Source organism: Ensifer sp. NM-2 (genome assembly GCF_003024455.1).
Classification (GTDB): Bacteria; Pseudomonadota; Alphaproteobacteria; order Rhizobiales; family Rhizobiaceae; genus Ensifer; species Ensifer canadensis.
In genome coordinates this window covers 135435-154820 of the sequence record NZ_PVZR01000002.1, presented here as the reverse complement: position 1 = coordinate 154820, position 19386 = coordinate 135435, and the positions used below count along the sequence as shown (strand labels likewise).

At 60.7% G+C, this 19386-nt stretch carries 20 protein-coding genes; 7 read left to right on the top strand and 13 right to left on the bottom strand.

The window, feature by feature from the left end; translation table 11 throughout:
• Positions 1 to 4 precede the first annotated feature (4 nt).
• From C6558_RS05945 to C6558_RS05930, 4 genes are read right to left on the bottom strand one after another with little or no spacing between them, the layout of a single operon-like run.
• Positions 5 to 1042, bottom strand: coding sequence for an iron ABC transporter permease (locus C6558_RS05945; RefSeq protein WP_107026957.1), 1038 nt, complete (start codon positions 1040 to 1042; stop codon positions 5 to 7).
• Positions 1039 to 2049 carry an iron ABC transporter permease gene (locus C6558_RS05940; RefSeq protein WP_107026956.1) on the bottom strand — a complete coding sequence of 337 codons (1011 nt, stop codon included), beginning with the start codon at positions 2047 to 2049 and terminating at the stop codon, positions 1039 to 1041. The genes C6558_RS05945 and C6558_RS05940 overlap by 4 nt, the downstream gene beginning before the upstream one ends.
• Complete coding sequence (locus tag C6558_RS05935; RefSeq protein WP_245449127.1) at positions 2046 to 3395, bottom strand: MATE family efflux transporter; 1350 nt, start codon at positions 3393 to 3395, stop codon at positions 2046 to 2048. Before C6558_RS05935 ends, C6558_RS05940 begins: the two co-directional genes overlap by 4 nt.
• A 47-nt stretch (positions 3396 to 3442) precedes the next feature.
• Entirely contained in the window at positions 3443 to 4438 is a 996-nt protein-coding gene (locus C6558_RS05930) for an ABC transporter substrate-binding protein (RefSeq protein ID WP_107026954.1), read from the bottom strand.
• Between the two features lie 180 nt (positions 4439 to 4618).
• On the opposite strand from C6558_RS05930, the gene C6558_RS05925 reads away from it, so the two are divergent.
• Positions 4619 to 5509 (top strand): LysR family transcriptional regulator, encoded by an 891-nt coding sequence (locus C6558_RS05925; RefSeq protein ID WP_107026953.1) that lies wholly within the window; start codon positions 4619 to 4621, stop codon positions 5507 to 5509.
• Positions 5510 to 5620: 111 nt separating this feature from the next.
• On the opposite strand, the gene C6558_RS05920 is transcribed toward C6558_RS05925, so the two are convergent.
• From C6558_RS05920 to C6558_RS05905, 4 genes are all read right to left on the bottom strand, one after another.
• Entirely contained in the window at positions 5621 to 5860 is a 240-nt protein-coding gene (locus C6558_RS05920; protein WP_057207204.1) for a 4-oxalocrotonate tautomerase family protein, read from the bottom strand.
• Positions 5861 to 5946: 86 nt separating this feature from the next.
• Positions 5947 to 6660, bottom strand: coding sequence for an SDR family NAD(P)-dependent oxidoreductase (locus tag C6558_RS05915; RefSeq protein WP_107026952.1), 714 nt, complete (start codon positions 6658 to 6660; stop codon positions 5947 to 5949).
• A 142-nt stretch (positions 6661 to 6802) separates the two neighbouring features.
• Positions 6803 to 7735 (bottom strand): LysR family transcriptional regulator, encoded by a 933-nt coding sequence (locus C6558_RS05910; protein WP_107026951.1) that lies wholly within the window; start codon positions 7733 to 7735, stop codon positions 6803 to 6805.
• Positions 7736 to 7889: 154 nt separating this feature from the next.
• Positions 7890 to 8921 carry a GlxA family transcriptional regulator gene (locus C6558_RS05905; RefSeq protein WP_107026950.1) on the bottom strand — a complete coding sequence of 344 codons (1032 nt, stop codon included), beginning with the start codon at positions 8919 to 8921 and terminating at the stop codon, positions 7890 to 7892.
• Positions 8922 to 9010: 89 nt separating this feature from the next.
• Between C6558_RS05905 and C6558_RS05900 the strand changes: the two genes are divergently transcribed.
• The 4 genes from C6558_RS05900 (at position 9011) to C6558_RS05890 (ending at position 13363) form a co-directional block, all read left to right on the top strand.
• Positions 9011 to 10399, top strand: a complete 1389-nt coding sequence (locus tag C6558_RS05900) for an FAD-binding oxidoreductase (protein ID WP_107026949.1) — start codon at positions 9011 to 9013, stop codon at positions 10397 to 10399.
• 202 nt (positions 10400 to 10601) lie between these two features.
• A complete protein-coding gene (locus C6558_RS41535; RefSeq protein ID WP_371412236.1) occupies positions 10602 to 10787 on the top strand; it encodes a hypothetical protein in 186 nt (61 codons plus the stop codon).
• 542 nt (positions 10788 to 11329) lie between these two features.
• On the top strand, positions 11330 to 12763 hold the full coding sequence (locus tag C6558_RS05895; protein WP_107026948.1) for a family 16 glycosylhydrolase: 1434 nt from the start codon (positions 11330 to 11332) through the stop codon (positions 12761 to 12763).
• Positions 12764 to 13177: 414 nt separating this feature from the next.
• Positions 13178 to 13363: a twin-arginine translocase TatA/TatE family subunit gene (locus tag C6558_RS05890; protein ID WP_025430220.1), complete on the top strand. Its 186-nt coding sequence runs from the start codon at positions 13178 to 13180 to the stop codon at positions 13361 to 13363.
• A gap of 246 nt (positions 13364 to 13609) precedes the next feature.
• Here C6558_RS05890 and C6558_RS05885 read toward each other — a convergent pair whose 3' ends face one another.
• Genes C6558_RS05885 through C6558_RS05875 form a run of 3 tightly spaced genes read right to left on the bottom strand, consistent with a single transcriptional unit; the run spans position 13610 to position 16012 of the window.
• Complete coding sequence (locus tag C6558_RS05885; RefSeq protein WP_057225867.1) at positions 13610 to 14533, bottom strand: U32 family peptidase; 924 nt, start codon at positions 14531 to 14533, stop codon at positions 13610 to 13612.
• A gap of 4 nt (positions 14534 to 14537) precedes the next feature.
• Positions 14538 to 15515, bottom strand: a complete 978-nt coding sequence (locus C6558_RS05880) for a peptidase U32 family protein (protein WP_057217002.1) — start codon at positions 15513 to 15515, stop codon at positions 14538 to 14540.
• The gene (locus C6558_RS05875; RefSeq protein ID WP_107026947.1) at positions 15506 to 16012 is read right to left on the bottom strand and encodes an SCP2 domain-containing protein; all 507 of its coding nucleotides are present in this window, start codon (positions 16010 to 16012) and stop codon (positions 15506 to 15508) included. Before C6558_RS05875 ends, C6558_RS05880 begins: the two co-directional genes overlap by 10 nt.
• Positions 16013 to 16125: 113 nt before the next feature.
• Between C6558_RS05875 and C6558_RS05870 the strand changes: the two genes are divergently transcribed.
• A complete protein-coding gene (locus C6558_RS05870) occupies positions 16126 to 17637 on the top strand; it encodes a UbiD family decarboxylase (RefSeq protein ID WP_025430216.1) in 1512 nt (503 codons plus the stop codon).
• On the top strand, positions 17634 to 18260 hold the full coding sequence (locus tag C6558_RS05865) for a UbiX family flavin prenyltransferase (RefSeq protein WP_025430215.1): 627 nt from the start codon (positions 17634 to 17636) through the stop codon (positions 18258 to 18260). The genes C6558_RS05870 and C6558_RS05865 overlap by 4 nt, the downstream gene beginning before the upstream one ends.
• Here the strand turns inward: C6558_RS05865 and C6558_RS05860 are convergent.
• Positions 18209 to 18901, bottom strand: a complete 693-nt coding sequence (locus C6558_RS05860; RefSeq protein ID WP_025430214.1) for an NnrU family protein — start codon at positions 18899 to 18901, stop codon at positions 18209 to 18211. The two genes, C6558_RS05865 and C6558_RS05860, sit on opposite strands and share 52 nt — an antisense overlap.
• A gap of 9 nt (positions 18902 to 18910) precedes the next feature.
• Positions 18911 to 19327: a hemerythrin domain-containing protein gene (locus C6558_RS05855; RefSeq protein ID WP_025430213.1), complete on the bottom strand. Its 417-nt coding sequence runs from the start codon at positions 19325 to 19327 to the stop codon at positions 18911 to 18913.
• Positions 19328 to 19386: the final 59 nt, after the last annotated feature.

Sequence of the window (19386 nt, the reverse complement as noted above, 5' to 3'; positions counted from 1 at the left end):
GGTCTCATCGATATCGGCGGAGCAGGAAAAACAGGAACGGCGCACCGGCAAGGGCTGTGACCACTCCGATCGGTATTTCTTCGGGTCCGCCGATCAGTCGGCCCGCCAGATCGGCACCAGTCACAAGTGCCGCTCCAATCAGCCCGGCAAATGGAATGACCAGCGCGAAATGCCTGCCGGCGACAAAGCGTGCGAGGTGCGGCACGACGAGGCCAACGAAGATAAGCGGACCAACTGCGCCAACGGCGCTGGCGGCCAGGATCGAGGCGACGCCAAGCGTCAGGGTGAAGTACAGCCGGTATGAAAGGCCGAAGGAACGTGCGACATCCTCATCGAAACGCAACATCAGCACAGGTCGATAGAGCATCGGCAGGACCGCGAGGCCAGCCATTGTAAACGGCAGCAGGAAGAGCACATGTTCCCAGCCGCGCGCATAGAGACTGCCCGAAAGCCACTGCATGACGATCTCGAAACGCGAGCTACCCCACCCGACGACGATGCCCATGGCAATGGCATGCAGGAACGCGCCAATGGCGATCCCGCACAGTGTCAGTTGTAGTGCGGCCATGCGTTTGGCGATTGCCAGACTGTAGATGACAATGCCACTCAGCAGCCCTCCGACACAGCCGACCAGCGGCAGCCAGGAAACGGGCAGTGTGTAAAGCGCGTTGGCGTCTGAGTTGAAGCGGTAGACGGCAAAGAACAGGAATACGGTCACCGCGAGGGTCGCACCCTGCGATATGCCCATGATGGTCGGATCGGCGAGTGGATTGCGGGTGATCGACTGCAGCAGCGTCCCGGCCACCGCGAAATGAATGCCGGTCAATATCCCTGTCAGAATGCGCGGAAGACGGATCGTCAGAATGATCAGATCCGACTGCTCAGAGCCGTTGCCAGTGAGCGTCGCAATCACCTCGGTCGTCGGGACATCAACGACGCCCAGGAAAACCGCGACCAATATCAGGCCCACAGCCAGAAGCGTTAGGGCGAGGATTCCACGCGTTGGCGTAGGCCTCGTGACATTTTCGGTGCTTGAGGTCACGTGCGTGGCCCAGTTGTCATTCCCAGACCCCGTCGCTGGATGAGATAGATGAACACCGGGCCACCGATCAAGGCTGTGAAGATGCCGACCGGGATTTCGCGAGGAGCCGCGACTGACCGTGACAATGCGTCCGCGGTTACCAACATGGCTCCACCGAGTGCGATGTTGAGTAGGATGGACCAGAGTGTGTCTGCCGGCCGCAGAAGACGAACGAGATGGGGAGCGGCCAGGCCGATGAATGCGATCGGGCCGGCGACTGGCGTCACGCCCGCAACCAGAATGATGGCGCAGATCAGGATGATCGGTTTCCAGACGGCGGTGTTGACGCCCATGCCTGCCGCCATCTCGTCGCCAAGACCAAACAAGCCAATCACCCGGTGGCTAACAAGGGCACCGAAGAGGCCGATGACGATCCAAGGGAGCATGTAAACGACTTGTGGCCAGGAACGACCCTGGAACCCACCGGAAAGCCAGAACAGCACCGATGGTGACTGGGGTCCACCGCGGAGCAGAACATAGGTCGTGGTTGCGCTTAGGAAAAGCGCGACAGTGACTCCGGAAAGCGCCAGATGGAGTGGCGAGCCCCGTCCGCCATTCGATGCAAAAAGCGTCAGGCCCGCGGCGCACATGCCGCCTGCCATGCCGATTGGCGGATAGTAGACGGACGACACGGCAGGAAAGAATATGAAAGTCGTGACGATTGCGGTGACGGCCCCAGCCGAGACCCCCGTCAAATCAGGCGCTGCAAGCGGGTTTCGCGTCACCGATTGAAGCAGGAAACCGGCGGTCGCCAGTGCTGCCCCCGCGAGGAAAGCCGCCAGGCTGCGGGGCATGCGAAGCGTCCAGACGATAATTCCGTCTGTTCCCTGATTTGGAGACAAGAGCGCGCCGACAGCCTTGGTCATCGTCATCGGCTTGGCACCAAAGAGCAGCCCGAGAACGAATACGACGAGCGCGCCGGCTAGAATGGTTAGAAGTATGGACGCGGAACGCGAGTGCCGTTTCATGACGCGGGCCTAAAAAATTCGAGCTTGGCGGCGGTCCTTTCGAAGAGAAACACCATGCCAATTCCGGCGGCGACCAGACCTGCGCCCATTCCCAGCCAGACCCCATATGCGCCGAGTTCTGTTTGAGTGCCGAGCACCCAGGCCAAGGGCAGGCCGAATGCCCAATAGCAGGCAATCGTTATCCAGAAGCCATGGCCCGCCCGGCCGACACTGCGCACTGCGCCAACGCCGATGTTCTGGATGAAGTCGAACACCTGAATGAACGCGGCCATCAATATGAGACCAAGAGCTATCCCATAAGCCTGGGCGGCAGAGGCCGGATCGAGTGAAAACAGTCGCAGAACCGGTGCGGGAAGCAGGCAGAACAGTATCGAGATGAGGCCGACCACAGCTAGGCCAAGGCAGAAGCCGCTACGCCCGACGCGCAGGGTGCCATTCCTGTCCCTGTTGCCGAAAGCCTCGCTGACGCCCACGGATGTCGCATGCGACAGGCCGATCGACAGCATGAAGACGACATACATTATCTGATTGACCACCGCGTGTGCTGCAAGTGCCGAAGCACCAAACGCTCCCGTCATCAGCGCAATCGAAAGCGTAAAGCCCGCCTCCGATCCGTAGGAACCTGCGGTCGGCAAGCCGATCGCGAGCAGCCTGCGGAGAGATTGAAGAACCTTGACGGAGGACCGCACAGGCGCAAACCGGGTCGTTCGATGCGTCGCGATAGCGACGGCGATAAACTGCAGGAGGAACGAAAGGGAGCTGGAGGCAGCAACGCCGGGGACGCCAAGCATCGGCAGGCCGAAAGCTCCGAACAGGAAGCCATAGTCGAGGACGGCGTTGACGACGACGGTTCCCAGGGTAATCACGAGCAGGACGTTGGCCTTGCGCTGCCCGACCACCACACCGCGGTAGGCGTAGAACCAGAATAACGGCAAGTACCCGGGGGCAATGAAGATCAGATACTCCCGAACCTGCGCTGAAACGTCCGGGTCTTGTCCGAACCATTCCAAAGTGGGCCCAGCCAAGGCGAGGGCGATCGCGGCAGCAACGGCCGCAATCGATGCCATGATCAAGGCGGACGCAAGATGCTCCCCGCCGACGTACTCGCCCCTGTCCTGCGCCACCAGATTGGACGTTCCGATGATCATCCCGAACCCCATGGTCCGCAGCAGGTTGAACAAGGTATAGCCGAGTGCGCCGACCGCAATCGCAGTGCTGCCGAACCAGCCGAGCATCACCATGTCGGTCGTCGAAATGGCAACCTGAGCGAGTTGGATGAGTGAAAGCGGTAGCGCCAACTCGGCAATGCGCCGGGCTTCGTGAAGGGTCGGGGTGCTGTCTGACACTGCGGTGGTCCAGATTGGGCCGGCCCCGAGAGGCCGGCAACTTGGTGCTACTTGACCGCTTCCGGTATCATATTGCGGGCCTCGGCCTTGACGTCGACTGCCGGGAACGTATCGGGATGAAGCAGATGTGCGGCTTCCTTCAGCACGAGCTCGCGGGCAATCGGGCCATGCGCTTCCACCCAGTGGTCGCCAACATAGTGGACGCGTCCGTTCTTGACTGCGCTCAGCTGCTGCCAGATCGGGTTGTTCTCCTGCGGACGGTCCGGACCATAGTCGTAGACGAAGATAACCTCGGGATCCTTCTCGAGCATCGTTTCAAGACTCATTTCCAAACCCCAGTTGTCGGGTACGGATGGTGTCGGATTCTGGCCGCCGATGTTGTCACCGCCGAGTGCGACGAGAATGGCCGCCGTCATGTTCTCCGAACGAAAGACCCAGGGCGTTTCTCCGCCCCACATCACCACGAAACGGGGATGCACATCCTTTGGGGCTTTCGCTGCGTAGGCTTCAAGGTCCGCCTTGAACTGCTTGTTCAGTTCCTGGCCGCGTTCCGGTTTGCCGAGGATCGTTGCCAATTGGCCGATCGTACGGTCGCTGTCGGCGTATAGTTCGAGGTTGTAGGCCAGATACGGCGCTACTTTCTGATACTGGACGGCATTGCCTTCGGTGTAACGCCGGATGGCGACGGTTATGTCGGGCTTGGCCTCGGCGAGCAGCTCGATATTTGGAGTGGCGCGCTGACCAATCTGCTTAACACCTTCCAGGTAGCCACCTAGAAAGTCAGGATTTCGGCCTTCGACCATGTAGGTGGCAGCGACTGGCTTGATACCAAGAGCGAGCGCCACATCCGCAGCGAAATATGAAACCGACGCCACGCGCTTCGCGTCGGCCGGCACTGCAACGATCACGCCACGGTCGTCGATGACGTTGAGCGTTGACGGAGATTGGGCGTTGGCAGGCAGCGCGCATGCGTTCCAGGCAAGGAAGGCGGCTAGGGCGTGTCCTGCGGCCGCGGTGCGGCCCAAACCGGCGTATGGCATCATGGTCTCCATCGACTTTTGGTCCCGGCATGTGCCAGGCATGAACAATGATCATCTCAGCAGCGTGTCGCTGGACCGGCTCGTTCTCGAGGTCGAGCATGTTTGCCTTTACGCCGCTTTGCTTTTCGTGATTGTTGATATTAATAGTCCACTTTAAAGCAATCGAAAGTTTCTCAAGCCAGCATGAAAAAAGCTCAAGCCGAGAGCCTGAAAAACCCTCCGTTGAACACCCTCGTTGCGTTCTCAACCGCAAGCAGGCGCGGGAGCCTGACATTGGCGGCTGCGGAAATGCACCTCACCCCCGGGGCCGTGAGCCGGCAGATTAAGCAGTTGGAAGATGCGCTTGGGGTGAACTTGTTTCACCGTTCCCACAACGCCATCGCGCTGACGGATGCCGGGCAGCGTTTTGTGACCTACGTGAATGCCGCCCTCGCGATGCTCGAGACCGGCGCCCGCGGTTTGAATACGCAACGGTCGCGGCTCGTGATCCAGGCTCCGATAACTCTCGCCCGTCGATGGTTGATCCCACGCATCGGATCATTCCGGCAGGAGAACCCGACCGCAGATCTTGTCATCCAATCGCTCGCGCTGGGCTCGCTTGAAAGGCCCGACCTAACCATCTCATATCGGCGAAGCGCCGATGCTCGGGAAGTCTCATCGGCGATCCTGCTGGATAGGACGATGGCAGTTTGCTCGCCGAAATTGATAGCCGGAAACAGGGGGCAGCTCGAGGCCAGTGACATCCTCGATTTGCCCATCTTGCTGGACACGGCAGACGCATGGTCTTGGCGGTGCTGGTGCAATACCGCGGCGCTCACGTTCGAGCCTCGGGGCGGAAGCATCGCTTTCGATACCGACGAGGCGTCGATTGACGCTTGTATCTCGGGATTGGGAGTGGGACAGGCAAGCCCGCTGTTTATCGAACACGAGCTGAGATCGGGGCAGCTTGTAGCCTTGGCGGCGTCGGTGTTGCCGGTGGTCGGTGCTTACGAGATCTCAAGGCCCGTCGACTTCGGCATGGCAGGCGTTTTCCTGGAATGGTTGGAGAAATGGACGAACGTCGAGGTTGATTGACAGAGATTCGACGTTCATGCTTTGCGCTACGAAATCCGGCGTTTCCACTATCGCAACGGTCTCTGCCCACACGTTTGGGCAGAGACCGTTGAAATCGGTTGGCCAACTGCTTCAGGACTTGGCGGCGGCAGCACGCAGTGTGCGGTATTGTGCCGTCGGAAGCCCACCCCAGCCCCAGTTATCAAGATCGACCTCTTCGATCACGACATAGGTCGATTCAAGCGGCTTGTGCAGAACATTGAGCAGCACCTCGCTGACGCCCTTGATGATGGCCGCCTTTTCCTCCGCCGACACCGAATTGCGGCCGGGCGTGGTTCCTTCGCGGGTAACCTGTACGGTGACAATAGGCATTGCAGTCTCCTTGCCGAGAGTTGGTTCGGTAAATCATCGGATTTGGTGGGCCGGCGCTGGGATCGTCCCGAGCCAGCACCATGAGGTTACCAGCGCCCGGCGTTCTGGCCGCCATCGACATGGAGGATCTCGCCGGTGACGAAGCTCGCGTTCTCCAGATAGAGTACGGCGTCGACGATATCGCGGATTTCGCCCATCCGGCCAACCGGATGCAGCGCAGAGAGGGCCGCGTGTGTCTCGGGCGCGTGCATGGGGGTCTTGATAACCCCTGGGGATACCGCGTTGACGCGAACCCCGCTCTTCGAGAATTCCATGGCAAGCGACTGGGTGACCGCGTTCAGCCCACCCTTGGTCAGGGAAGCAAGCGCTGAAGGCAGGCCGACGATCGGCTGATTGACCAGGCTTGTGGTGATGCTGACAATGTGGCCCGAGCCCTGCTTCAACATTTCGGCCGCGGCACGCTGGGTAATGTGGAAGAAGCCGGCGACATTGACCCCGAGGTTGTGATCATAGTCTTCCTGGGTCATTTCAATGAACGGCTTGGCAAGAAACACGCCGGCGTTGTTCACAAGCGAGTCGATGCGACCGAAGCGCTCCATGCCTTCGCGGACGATCCGTTCGGCGGTCTCCGGCCTGCTGATGTCGCCGGGCACGGCGAGAATGTCCGAGTCGGTCGTGGCCGCGATCGACCTGGAACTGGCTATGACGCGAAAGTTCCGGTCACGGTAGGCGCGAACCAGGGCGGCGCCGATGCCTTGTGACGCACCGGTGATAATGACGACCTTTTGTTCGGTACTCATGATGTGATCCTTTCTCAATGGCAGCGACCGTCTGATCGACGCCCGCCCGACGCCCTCGGCGTTGGTGCTATTGATTTAGATCTATCCTGAGATCGGGAGAATGGTCAGAAGTTGGACGTCAGTCATTCGAATATCGGCATAATCAAGGGAGCGTACCTGCTTCTGCAGCCAGTCGGGCAAATTCGGAGCGCAGACGTGGCGTGGCGAAATCGACAAAGGCGCGAACCTTGGGCACGGACATGCGCCCCTGGGGTGCGAGCAAATGAACGGGCAGGGGTGGGTGCTCGGCGTCGGCGAGGACGATCTTCAGTCGCCCGTCTTTGACATGTTCAGCGACATGATAGGAATAGAGCCTGGCTAGGCCTCTACCCGCGACGGCCGAAGCAGCGGCGGCCCGAACGCTGTTGACGATCAATCTCGGCGTGAAGTGAACCGTCCGCGGAATGGTCGAGTTTTCTGCCGGTGTGAAGTTCCAGGAATCGAGACCGAAATTGGTAAAGGCGATGATCTGGTGCTTTGTGAGGTCGGCTGGCACCTCGATGACGGGATGATTGGCGAGATAGCGGGGAGAAGCGACCACCACGCGCCTGACATCACCGCCCAATCGCGTGGAAATATGTGACGAATCCGCCAGATGGCCAATACGCAACGCAATGTCGACGCCTTCGTCCACCAGGTTGACGAACCGATCGAGCAGCAGCAGTCGGGCAGAAACAGCCGGGTGGACGTCGAGGAAATCATCCAGGATCGGACGCATAACCTCGTCCCCTATGATCGGCGGCACGGAAATGGTCAACGTGCCACGCGGAGCGGAACGCTCACCGCCGGCGAGCATGTCGGCCTCCTCGAGATCGATCAGCACCCGCCGACAGGCAGTCGCGTAGCGTTGGCCGGCCTCGCTGAGCTTGAGTGTGCGGGTCGTGCGATGCAGCAGTTCGGCACCCACATGCGCTTCCAGGAAGCTCAGCGCGCGACTGACCGCCGTCGGGGAGCGCTTCAGCCGACGGGCAGCACCTGCGAGGCTGCCCTCGTCGATCGCGGTCACGAACACTTTCATTGCATCAATGCGGTCCATTATTCTGCCGATCTCCGGTGTAGTGCCTATCAGCAGGCAAGTATTCGCCCGAAACTGGCAATAGGTAAATATGCGAACCGAAGGCACCTTCGGTTCCTCTCGGTCGACATCGATATCGGCGATCGTCGCCGGCTGTGCCGAAACGCGGCTCCGATCAGGTGTGTTTCAAGGCTTGGCGCAGCGAGCCAAATCTGAGGCGATAATGCGCGGCGGTCAGGCCCGTTTCACGGTGGAACAGGCGGCTGAAGAAGCTTGCGTCCTCATAGCCTGTTTCGTTGGCGATCGCCTCGATTGTCAGGTCGGTTGTTTCCAGCATCTGCTTTGCTTCTTCGATACGAAGCGCGTGTGCGTAGGCCAGCGGCGTCATACCTGTCGCTTTGGTGAAGCGGCGGATGAACGAGCGTTCCGACAGCCCGGAAAGAGCCACCATTGCGGCGACGGGCGCGCGGGTCTTGTAGTTCAGCGCGAGCCACTTCTGACAGGCGTTGATCGCGGCGTCGGCCGTCTGGCGGAGGCTCATGAGTGACGCAAATGGCTGCTGCCCCAGGTCATGCCATTGCAGCATGTAGACCTTGGCCACTTCCATCGCCTCCTTGAGGCCGACGAACCGCGCAATGAGGTAGAGAGCCAGATCCTGCCAGCTTGACCCGCCCCCCGCCATAACGATGCGCTGCGCCTCACCGCTCAGGACCAGTGACCGATCCAGGCGCACCCTGACACCAGGGTAATTGTTGGAAAGGGTCGTGACATAGCCCCAGTGGATCGTCGCTTCGCAATTGATCAATAGTCCCGCCTCACCGAGCAGGACTGCACCGGAACAGGCACTGGCCAGCAACGCGCCATCCTCATGCCTTCGCCTTAGCCATCTTGCTTCAGGCTCATACAGCCCTGCGACGCTGTCGCCCGGATTGACGAAAAAATCCGGAATGCAAACGATTTGCGGTGGAGGGCAGTCGCCGAATGCGAAGTCTGGTTTGACCCAAATGCCGTTGGCGGCGCGAAAACCATTGCGTGAACGGGCAACGACATAGGGGCGCATGCGCTGTTGTCCCGCTTCACCCTTGACGATGAACGGCCAGTCGCGGCCGGGAGATGAAAACAGGTCGAACATGCCGAACAAGGCGGAGGCCGTGACTTCGGGCACCGCGAGAAGTGCTACATTGATAGGGCTGTCCTGATCAAGCATGGCAGAAATGACCGCCTTCCAGCATTTTCGACTTTAGTACCAAGCGTCGAACGCGACTAGGCTCTTGTCAGCCAAGAGGAGGTCTCGACATGTCCCATGATGTGCTCCGCAGTGTAATGCGTGGCGAGCTGCTCGAGCCCGGAACTTCGGCTTATGACGCTGCTCGAGTGGTTTGGAACGGGCTGATCGATCGGCGGCCTGCCTTGATTGCCAGATGCCGCAATGCTGCCGACGTCATCGCAGCGGTAAACCATGCGCGGACGCATCGCCTCACCATCACCGTTCGCAGCGGCGGGCACAATGTCGCCGGCTACGCCGTTTGCGATGATGGTCTGATGATCGATATGTCGCCCATGAATGCCGTCCACATCGCGCCTGGGCTCGACCGTGCGCTGATCGAAGGCGGGGCGACATGGGGCGATGTCGATGCGGCGACCACGCCTTTTCGGCGGGCCACGCCGGGCGGACTGATTTCGATGACAGGCGTGGCCGGGCTCACTCTTTCGGGCGGCATTGGCTGGTTGCGTGGCACCCATGGCCTGAGTTGCGACAATCTCATTGCTGCCGATGTGGTCACCGCTGATGGCAGGCTCATCCGCGCCAGCGAAGTCGAGAATATCGACTTGCTTTGGGCGCTAAAGGGCGGCGGCGGGAATTTTGGCATCGTCGTGAACTTCGAGCTTCGTCTTCACGAAATCGCCGATCCGGTGATGTTCTGCGCGCCTGCCTATCCGGAAGAGCACGCCGTCGCCGTCATCCCCCAGTGGCGCGACTATATGGCTTCAGCCCCTGGCGAAGTCAGTGGTCTCGCCGAATTCTCCACCATACCCAGTGATCAGGCCTATCCGGAACAGACATGGGGCAGGCGAGTGATAACGCTTGCCACTGTTTATGACGGTCCCGCTGAAAAAGGGGAGCGCGTCATGCAGCCGTTGCGCGCTCTTGGTGAGCCGTTGCTCGATTTCAGTGGTCGGATGCCCTATCGCGAGCTCCAGTCCATTTATGACGGATTGTTCCCCAAGGGGCGTGACCGCTGCTACTGGAAATCGACCTACCTTTCGGGCCTTGGTGACGATGTCATCGGCGCGATCATCGAGCGCCTGATTAAACGACCCTCCGAGATGACCTACGCGTCGATCTGGAAATTTGGCGGAGCCATGCAGCGCGTTGCTTCCGATGCCACTGCCTTCGGTGATCGCAGCATGCCTTACATGTTGAGCCTTGATGCGATCTGGTCCGATCCGTCAGATGATGACGCGAACATCCGTTGGGTTCGCAATGCATGGCAGGACATGCAGCCACATTCCACGGGTCGCCTCTACCTGAATTTTCCCGGGCTCGGCGAGGGTGACAACCTGGTTCGCAATGCTTTCGGCGCTGAAACCTATTCGAGACTTCAGAAGATCAAACGCGTCTACGACCCGGAGAACATCTTCCACTTGAACCAGAACATTGCGCCGGACGTTCGATTGTCTTGACCAATGAGCGGTGTCGGCAGTCGGCAAGGTCTGCACTCTGCCGGTGGGGGCGGATCGACCTGTGGATCCAAGCGCGCGCCACGCCGGAGCGGTACGCAATTTAGATCGCGACGTTGTCCCGCTCTCTCCTGTTACCAGTGGAACATTCGAGCTGACGCCGATGAGGTAAACCTCATCCGCGGATCTATGGAGGAGAAACGTGATGGCGACAGACATGACGATATCCGAAGTTCTGAGAGATCCACTTATCAGGCAAGTTCTGCGCGCCGATGGTATCGCCCCTGAGGCGTTCTCTGCTGCTTTAAGGCAGGCGGCCGCAGGTTTGCGACGCAGTCCCGGATTGTCTCGCTCTTCGACTGAGGCCGAGAACGCATCGATATCGACGTGAGTGATGTTCCGGAGCGGTCTGACCGCTCAACGTCAAAAGTGGTTCACGCCCAGCTATCCAGCGAGGTTACGAGACCGACTACGCCACAACATCCCAATGAACCGCTTCCAGCCAGGGACGTCGGTGCGGATTTGCGTGCAATCGTCATGAGCGGGAAATTCGTTCTCGGGCACGCCCTCATGGCTCTGTCGCTGTTGTCGAGCATCCAAGACGCCACGTGCCGTTCGGAATCGGATAATTTCGGCAACACACTTTGAACCTACTTGCAGACAGCAGCATCCACGCATGCACGCCGGAACACATCATTATCTCTGGGAGATGGTGGCAGGATTTCCCTCTAAGCCTTTCAATACGCGCCAAAATTCTGTTTTCAGCGAAGTGACCTGGGTCGTGTCATTTACTGCGGCAAACCGTTGAGATCATCCCGTTCGCCTGCGTTTTTCAGCGCCGCAATTCACATCAAAAACCCATAAATGCAGGCGGTGCCACCCTCTGCCGGGCGATGTTAGCTTGCCTTCGGGAGGAAACCGAAGGAGCTGAACATGCCAAAATCTATCGTCAACGCCGTAGGCACCCCGCTTTTTTACAGTGGAGCATCGACTGCGTGGTTTTCTGCGACGGGATCGGGGCCTGTGCTTTACGGCACTGAGGCAAACGACTCGATCTGGGGCGATGGCTCCGTCGATGTCACCATGGCGGGCGGGAACGGTGACGACATTTACTACCTCTATTCGGGCATCAACCGTGCCATGGAGACGGCTGGAGCTGGTGTTGATACCATCAACACCTGGATGAGCTATACCCTGCCTGAGAATTTCGAGAACCTGACGGTCACCGGCAGCGGCCGGCATGCTTTCGGCAACAACGCCGACAATATGATCTCGGGGGCTTCCGGTAGCCAGACGATCGACGGCGGCGGCGGCAACGACATTCTGGTCGGCGGCAGCGGCGCGGACATCTTCGTCGTCGGCCGAGGTGGCGGCAGCGATCTGATTGCCGACTTCGACAGTTCCGATACGGTCCGGCTGAATGGTTACGATCTCACAAGCTTCCAGCAGGTCACCAGCCTTGCGACGCAGGAAGGCACGGATTTGAGGCTGAGCCTCGGCGACGGCGAGAGCTTGCTGTTTGCTGACACGACCGTGGCCGATCTCGCGCCGGAGCAATTTCAGCTTAGTCTCGATCGCTCAAACCTTGCGCTGAGTTTTGCCGACGAGTTTGACAGCCTCTCCCTTCATGATGGCGATCAGGGCGTATGGGATGCAAAGTTCTGGTGGGCGCCTGAAAAAGGCGGAACCTTGGCCAGCAACGGCGAACTGCAGTGGTACATCAATCCTGACCATGCGGAGACCGCTGCCATCAATCCATTTTCGGTCGAAGATGGCGTGCTGACCATCAAGGCAGAGCCGACGCCGGATGCACTGGAATCAGAGATCGATGGGTACGAATACACGTCCGGAATGCTGACGACGTATTCGACCTTTGCGCAGACCTACGGCTATTTCGAAATCAGAGCGGACATGCCGACCGAAACCGGCACTTGGCCGGCGTTCTGGCTGTTGCCGGCAGATGGCTCCTGGCCCCCCGAACTCGATGTTGTCGAGATGCGGGGGCAGCAACCGAACATTGTCAACGCAACCGTTCACAGCAACGAGACCGGCGAACAGACAAGCGAGACGACCGCAGTCAAAGTCGCCAGTACCGAAGGGTTTCACACCTACGGCGTGTTATGGGAAGAGGATGAAATCGTCTGGTATTACGACGACGTCGCCGTGGCGCGTGCCGATACACCCGCCGACATGCACGACCCCATGTATATGGTGGTCAATCTGGCGGTGGGAGGGGCAGCGGGGGAACCGAACGCAGACTTCGGCGACGGAGCGGAAATGCAGATCGACTATATTCATGCCTATGCTCTGGATGAAGTGCAGTCGGCGACTGGCGAAGCGCAGCCGATGGACGACTGGTTATCCTGATTCTTCGGTTGGGCGCGCGCCGACCAATGCTCAGCCCGTGCCTCCTTGAGCGGTTGGACAGGGCCGACATCCGTCCGAAGTTGCCCTGCGTCGAACAGTCCGGCGATTGCGCGCAGATCTCGTGCGTTGACATCCACCACGAAGGCCACCGCCTGACGCCGAGTGCCTTGGCTCGCTTCTCGTCGGGATGCGCCGTCGGCGACACAAGGATGCCACCGGGCCGGCAATCTCTGGTAGCGGTTTAGCGCCGATGAACACCAGATCGGACTGACGGGTGAACGAGCGTCGCGCGCTTTGAATGTTTGCGACCTGACAAAGACCGGTGCCTCATGGCCCGCTAGCTTCCCGATTGTCGCCAGCGGCGCCATCGCCGCGCGGCATTGTAACGGTTCATTGGATCAGGGAAACAACGATATGGGATCTTTTAGTGTCTGGCATTGGGTGATCGTGCTGGCAGTCGTGTTGCTGTTGTTCGGGCGCGGCAAGATCCCGGAGTTGATGGGCGACGTCGCCAAGGGCATTCGCAGCTTCAAGAACGGCTTGAGCGACGAGACCGCAGCGCCCGCCGAGAAGCGGATAGAAACGGGATCGGGAGAGTAATCGGTTGCGCCGAGCCCACGACCAAGCAGCCTGAGCATGCCGATCGTCAACCGGCTCGCTCAGGCAGTCGGTCGGGGGGAAGCCTCACGACCTGCTGGAGCAATTGATCGATTTTCTTCCGGCAAATTCAAACGAGCGTGGCGTGATCGATCAGACGGCGGATGCTGCCAACGAAGTCAGCGATGTTGGCATCGTGTGTCGGCACCATGGCCGCGTGGATCAACGCAGCTGCCAATGCGCGCCTCCCTAGGGTGAGCCGGTCGGGGCTGAGATCCACGACGCGCCGGATTGACCATGGTGAAAGCCGTTCGACAACGGCACGCCGGGATAGGCGATCGCCAGCCGTTCGAGCCCCTCTGTGGCCGAGATCCGCCCGGTTGCAACATCCTCATAGATACGGGCGACCGTCACCATGTCGCAGTCCTGCGGCGACAGCCGGACTCGGCTGATGCCGACGGCCGGCAGTTCGGCAAGCTCCTGCAGCAGGCTCTGGCAGGTGTGCGACAGGGTCTGGACCCCATTGAGCGTGAGGAACGGCTGGCGATCGAGTGTCTCGACAATGAGGCCGTCGCTGTCTTCGCCGCAGATGAACTGGCAGTTGTCCTTGACCAGCCCCTTGGAGCGGGCGTGGGCGCAGCGCGCCGAGATTGCCAGCGGCACGCGGCCAAAGCCGAAGATTTCAAATTCGACATCAGGCGCATCGCGAACGATGTCGCGCACTGATGCCATGGGCAACTCCGGCGGCAGGCAGATGCTGGTCGCACCGCGTGACGCCAGCAGTCTCGCGGTGGCACCGTTGTAGACGTTGATCAGAGGTCCGATCGAATGCGGTTTGCCGGCAAGGAGCCCGAGCGCGGACAGATCGTTGGCCTCGATCGGGTGGATGCTGTCGCGCACCAGACCGCGCACGAGTTGGCTCTCGCGCTCCAGGGTGACGAGTGCAAGCGAGGCAAGGCTGACCTTCTTGCCGGCGCCTTCCAGCCGTTCGATTACTTCCGCGACATGCGGCTCGATGAAATGCAGGCGCTTCGAGCAGACCGCCTCGCCGAGGGTGACATGATCAACCGGGCCTTCGTCGGCGATACGGAAATAGAAGTCGCGCCATTTGGGTCCGTCCCAGAGGTAAAGCACCGGGCCGAGGCTGAGCGAGGGGTGGGTTGTTGCGGACATGTCGTTACCTCCACCGCTTTTCATAGGCGCCCGACGTCGTCTTCTGTCCTTCGCTGAGCCGCCTAAGTCGTGACAACAAGGCGGGCCTTTCGGCCGCATCGGCAGCGACGGCGCGGCGCATGATTGAAACAACCTCGGCGACATAGGCCTTGCCGCGCTGGCGACCCTCGATCTTAAGTGCGCCGACGCCGGCATCGCGCAAGGCATCGATATGATCCATGACATCGAGAGAAACCGGATCCTCGAAGGCGTAGCCACGCTCCTCGGCAATGTCGAAACGTCCCTTGCAGAGCGTCGGATAGCCGGCAGCCTCGCCGGCCGGAAATCGGTTGATGGTGTAGTCGCCCAGCTCCGACACCAGTTCGCTGCCATCCTCGCGGTAACGAACGTGGCTTGCCGGCGAACAGACTCCGTTCATGTTGGGCGATTTGCCAGTGGCATAGGACGACAGCGAGCAGCGGCCTTCTGCCATCACGCAAAGCCCGCCGAAAACAAAGACCTCGATCTCGCAGCTGATCTGGCGTGCAAGGCGGGCAATATCCGGAATGGTCAGAATACGCGGAAGCACGACGCGCTTCGCTCCGAAGGTTTCGACCAGGAATTTGACGGCATCGGCGTTGGAGGCGGAAGCCTGGACCGAGACGTGTAGCCGCTGCTGAGGGTGGCGCTCGGCGGTGTAGGCCATCAATCCGAAGTCGGCGAGGATCACGGCATCGGCCCCCAGACGCACGGCATCGTCGACGGCGTCATGCCAGAGCTTTTCGTGGCCAGCCCGCATGAAGGTGTTGATGGCAACGAAGGTCATCACCTTGTGCCGGCGCGCATAGGCGATCGCCGTCTTCAGCTCGTCGCGCGAAAAGTTCAGGCCGGGAAAGTTGCGTGCATTGGTCTCGTCGCGAAAGCCGCAATAGACCGCATCGGCACCGGCATCGACGGCCTCGCGAAAGGCAGCCGGCGTGCCTGCCGGACAGATCAGTTCCATCTGGCTGCCTCCCCGGACAATGCGCGTGTCCTGATCTCAGATGCCGCGCGCAGAACCAAAGGCGCGAACGGCCCGCTCATGCGGGCGATATCTGCGGGCAGGTCGATATTGCAGTCGTCGAGCGCGTTGCGCAGCGCCAACATGGCTTCCATGTCGCCCGTTATCGTCAGGCTTCTGGAAAAGAACACGGCATCGCCGTCGATCTGGCCCTCGAGCAACGCCAGAAGCAGCACGAACTTGCCGCCCATGCAGGCGTCAGCGGCCGGCAGATGGGCAGCGCGGTGAACAGAGATGCGCCGGGCGGCCGGCTCGACCAGAAAGCTTACCGGAAGGTCCGTCGGGATGAACGCATAGCGTTTGCCGGCGTGCTCCCCGAGCCGGTCAAAAAGATCCGGATGCTGCTCGACGACCTGGGCAAAGACGAGCCGCGCGGCGTGTTCTAAGAGGGGGATTGGTACGATCCGGAGCGTCACGGTCATCGCAAAGGGTAGGGTCATAGGCTGCCTGCATGAAAACGGAGCAAAGAATGGCCGCATGCTAGTCGGCGCGTCGCCACCGCTGTTTGTCCCACGTCAAAGACATCGGGCATTTGCCGCCCGTAAGAGGCGGTATGAACAAGAGCTTCCTTCCCGCCAAGGGTTTCGTCTCGCTTCAGGGTTTTGCCTGTGCGCTGGAGCGCGAGGGGGAGCTGAAGCGTATCTCCCGTCCCGTGTCCCTGGTGCACGAAGTGACGGAGATCCACCGGCGCATTCTGGCAGATCAGGGCCCGGCTTTGCTCTTCGAGCGGCCGGTCGATGCGTCAGGGCGCGTCCACGACATCCCGCTCTTGGCCAATCTCTTTGGCACCGAGCGTCGGATCGAACGTGGTTTCGGACTGACGGCCGGCGGGCTGACCGGGCTTGCGCGAGACCTGGCGGAACTGCGAGACCCGCGGGCGCCGGGATCGCTGCGCGACGCCTGGGACCGGCTGCCGCTGTTGCGCTCGGCGCTCTACATGCGGCCGAAACATGTGACATCAGCACCGTGTCAGGACATCGTCTGGCGCGGTACGAACATCGACCTTGGCCTTCTGCCGATCCAATGGTGCTGGCCGGGCGAACCCGCACCGCTGATCACCTGGCCACTGGTGATCACCCGCGCACCGGACGATCCGCGTGATGTCAATGTCGGCATCTATCGTATGCAGGTGCTTGGCCGGGATCGAGTGATCCTGCGCTGGCTTGCCCATCGCGGCGGCGCGCGACACCATCGCCTGTGGCAGCGCCAGGGGCGCGACATGCCGGTTGCCGTAGCAATCGGCGCCGATCCTGCGACGATCCTCGCTTCGGTCATGCCGCTGCCGGAGGGGCTGAGCGAGCTCAACTTTGCCGGATTGCTGCGGCGCAGCCGAACGCAATTAGTCGCCGCCACATCGGTGCCGCTGGCCGTGCCGGCAAATGCCGAGATCGTGCTTGAGGGAACGGTGTCGGCAACCGAGACCGCCGACGAGGGCCCCTATGGTGACCATACCGGCTACTACAATTCGGTCGAGCCGTTTCCGGTCATGACGCTTTCTGCCATCACGACGCGCCGTGCCCCCTATTATCTCTCCACCTACACCGGCCGCCCGCCGGACGAGCCTTCAAGGCTCGGCGAGGCAATGAACACATTGTTCATTCCGCTCGCCAAGAAACAGTTCCCCGAGATCACCGATCTCTGGCTGCCGCCGGAAGCCTGTTCCTATCGCGCTATGGTGGTCGCGATCGACAAGCGTTACCCGGGACAGGCGAAACGCCTGATGATGGGTCTGTGGTCGATGCTGCCTCAGTTCAGTTACACCAAGCTGATCATCGCAGTCGACCCGGATATCAACGTCCGCCACTGGCCCGACGTCATGTGGGCGCTGGCGACCCGCTTCGATGCCAGCCGCGACGTCACCATCATTGCCGACACACCGATCGACTATCTCGATTTTGCGTCGCCGCGCTCCGGTCTCGGCGGCAAGCTCGGGCTGGATGCCACCGCCAAGATCGGTTCCGAGACCGATCGGGAATGGGGACGCGTCCTCGATATGACACCCGATGTCATCAGCCAGGTGGATGCCATCTGGGCCGATCTTGGGCTTGAAAGGAAAGCATCATGAGCAGGCACCGAATTGTCGTCGGCATCACCGGTGCGTCGGGCGCTGCCATACCGTTGCGCATTGCCGAGCGGCTTGCACAGATCGAGGAAGTGGAGATGCATCTGGTGCTATCGCCGTCGGCCCATCGCACACTTGCCCATGAGGTTGGCGGACATGCGCTGTTGCGGTTGCTGGAGAAGGCGGACCGGACCTATGAGCATGACGATATCGGCGCTGCGATCGCCAGCGGGTCGTTTCCGACCGCCGGCATGATCGTCGCGCCCTGTTCGATGCGCACGCTTGCTGCGATCGCCAACGGGCTTGCCGACAATCTCATCGTTCGCGCCGCGGACGTGCACCTGAAGGAACGCCGTCGTCTGGTGCTGATGGCGCGCGAAACGCCGCTGCATCTCGGCCACTTGCGCAACATGTGTGCGGTGACCGAGATGGGAGCGATCGTCATGCCGCCGGTGCCGGCGTTCTACAATCGGCCTGATAGCGTCGAGGCAATCATCGATCATCTCGCCGCAAGGGCGATCGATCTCCTCGCGCTGCCGATCGGCCCGCTTGCGACCGCCTGGCAGGGGGAGGTTCAGTCGAAAGGCAACGCCTGCAACAGCGGATCTGCCCCGAACATAACGTAGTGGCCACCGGCGAGCAGCCAGAACGTGATCGCCGCGGTCGCGAAGGCTGACAGGATCATCACCGGATCGAGGCGCAGGCACGCCTGACCTTTCAATATCGCGACAAAGGGCCAAATCGAGGTGCCTTGCTGGGCAATCGACCAATTGTCCGCCAGGCGGCGCCGCACACGCTTTTCCACCATGAGGAAACCGCCGAGGGCAAAAAGCGCGAAGCCGCCGAAGAGCACCAGAGAGCGCAGATCGCCATTGGTGACGACATGGCCGAGAGCCCACAGCAGGAAGCCCCAAAGCACCGGGTGACGTGTGACGCTGACGATCGCACCCTTCCGGGCGTTGCTTTGGTAAATGGAGATCGACAGCGGGTTCTCACTGAACAGGCCGGCGAGAACGAGGAAGAGCCCGAGTGGCGCGAGGACGAATGTCGTCCACGCCTGCCACGGGGCCGGCTCCCAGAGCGGGATGAAATCGAGCGCAAGCGCTGCCTGAAAAACCCAGATGAGCGCGACGATCGACAGCAGCGAATAGACGGTGAAATAGGTCCGCCGCCCCAATAGTGTGATCAGCCGCTGACGCAGCGTCGGCAATGCCGGCACCATATGAAGGGCAAGGAAAACTGCGAATGCCGCGAGAAAATTGTACATCACTGGGCCTCAGATCCTCTCAGCAAGGAGCAACCGTTCTGTCGCGATATGGCGCCGGACGGTTTCGAAAAAGGCGCGCAGCATGTAGCCGATCGCCTCCCAGCTGTGCGGGCAGCGCGTGTGAAGCAGTTCATGGAGGACGCGGGCGACTTGCTCGGCCAGTTTTCCGTCATGCCGGTGCTCGTCGCGCAAACGCTCGATCAGCCTCTGTCCGTCGTTGGGGCTTCTTGCCGCCATGATGGCTGGAAACAGGATCTGATCCTCAAGCCTGTGCACGGCCAGCAGCGTCGATGGCAACTTCTCTGCAATCTCGCTGCAAGCGGCCGCATCGATGCGGCGCGGCAGGGAGTCGGCAATCGCCTCGAGGCGATCACACAATCCGAGTAGGCTCTGATAGCCTTCTTCCAAGGCAGTCCGTCCGGGCATGGGCAGCTCCGTCAGCGAGATTTGTCATCCCTCAAACGTCTAGGCGCAATCGAAAGGGC

What these genes read in the sequence shown, in the direction of transcription:
- C6558_RS05880 (WP_057217002.1), bottom strand. Translation starts at nt 15,515, where the DNA reads ATGGAACTGATCTGTCCGGCAGGCACGCCGGCTGCCTTTCGCGAGGCC.
- C6558_RS05870 (WP_025430216.1), top strand. Translation starts at nt 16,126, where the DNA reads ATGAACAAGAGCTTCCTTCCCGCCAAGGGTTTCGTCTCGCTTCAGGGT.
- C6558_RS05925 (WP_107026953.1), top strand. Translation starts at nt 4,619, where the DNA reads ATGAAAAAAGCTCAAGCCGAGAGCCTGAAAAACCCTCCGTTGAACACC.
- C6558_RS05910 (WP_107026951.1), bottom strand. Translation starts at nt 7,735, where the DNA reads ATGGACCGCATTGATGCAATGAAAGTGTTCGTGACCGCGATCGACGAG.
- C6558_RS05875 (WP_107026947.1), bottom strand. Translation starts at nt 16,012, where the DNA reads ATGACCCTACCCTTTGCGATGACCGTGACGCTCCGGATCGTACCAATC.
- C6558_RS05890 (WP_025430220.1), top strand. Translation starts at nt 13,178, where the DNA reads ATGGGATCTTTTAGTGTCTGGCATTGGGTGATCGTGCTGGCAGTCGTG.
- C6558_RS05900 (WP_107026949.1), top strand. Translation starts at nt 9,011, where the DNA reads ATGTCCCATGATGTGCTCCGCAGTGTAATGCGTGGCGAGCTGCTCGAG.
- C6558_RS05905 (WP_107026950.1), bottom strand. Translation starts at nt 8,921, where the DNA reads ATGCTTGATCAGGACAGCCCTATCAATGTAGCACTTCTCGCGGTGCCC.
- C6558_RS05860 (WP_025430214.1), bottom strand. Translation starts at nt 18,901, where the DNA reads ATGTACAATTTTCTCGCGGCATTCGCAGTTTTCCTTGCCCTTCATATG.
- C6558_RS05855 (WP_025430213.1), bottom strand. Translation starts at nt 19,327, where the DNA reads ATGCCCGGACGGACTGCCTTGGAAGAAGGCTATCAGAGCCTACTCGGA.
- C6558_RS05865 (WP_025430215.1), top strand. Translation starts at nt 17,634, where the DNA reads ATGAGCAGGCACCGAATTGTCGTCGGCATCACCGGTGCGTCGGGCGCT.
- C6558_RS05940 (WP_107026956.1), bottom strand. Translation starts at nt 2,049, where the DNA reads ATGAAACGGCACTCGCGTTCCGCGTCCATACTTCTAACCATTCTAGCC.
- C6558_RS05895 (WP_107026948.1), top strand. Translation starts at nt 11,330, where the DNA reads ATGCCAAAATCTATCGTCAACGCCGTAGGCACCCCGCTTTTTTACAGT.
- C6558_RS05915 (WP_107026952.1), bottom strand. Translation starts at nt 6,660, where the DNA reads ATGAGTACCGAACAAAAGGTCGTCATTATCACCGGTGCGTCACAAGGC.
- C6558_RS05885 (WP_057225867.1), bottom strand. Translation starts at nt 14,533, where the DNA reads ATGTCCGCAACAACCCACCCCTCGCTCAGCCTCGGCCCGGTGCTTTAC.
- C6558_RS41535 (WP_371412236.1), top strand. Translation starts at nt 10,602, where the DNA reads ATGGCGACAGACATGACGATATCCGAAGTTCTGAGAGATCCACTTATC.
- C6558_RS05920 (WP_057207204.1), bottom strand. Translation starts at nt 5,860, where the DNA reads ATGCCTATTGTCACCGTACAGGTTACCCGCGAAGGAACCACGCCCGGC.
- C6558_RS05930 (WP_107026954.1), bottom strand. Translation starts at nt 4,438, where the DNA reads ATGATGCCATACGCCGGTTTGGGCCGCACCGCGGCCGCAGGACACGCC.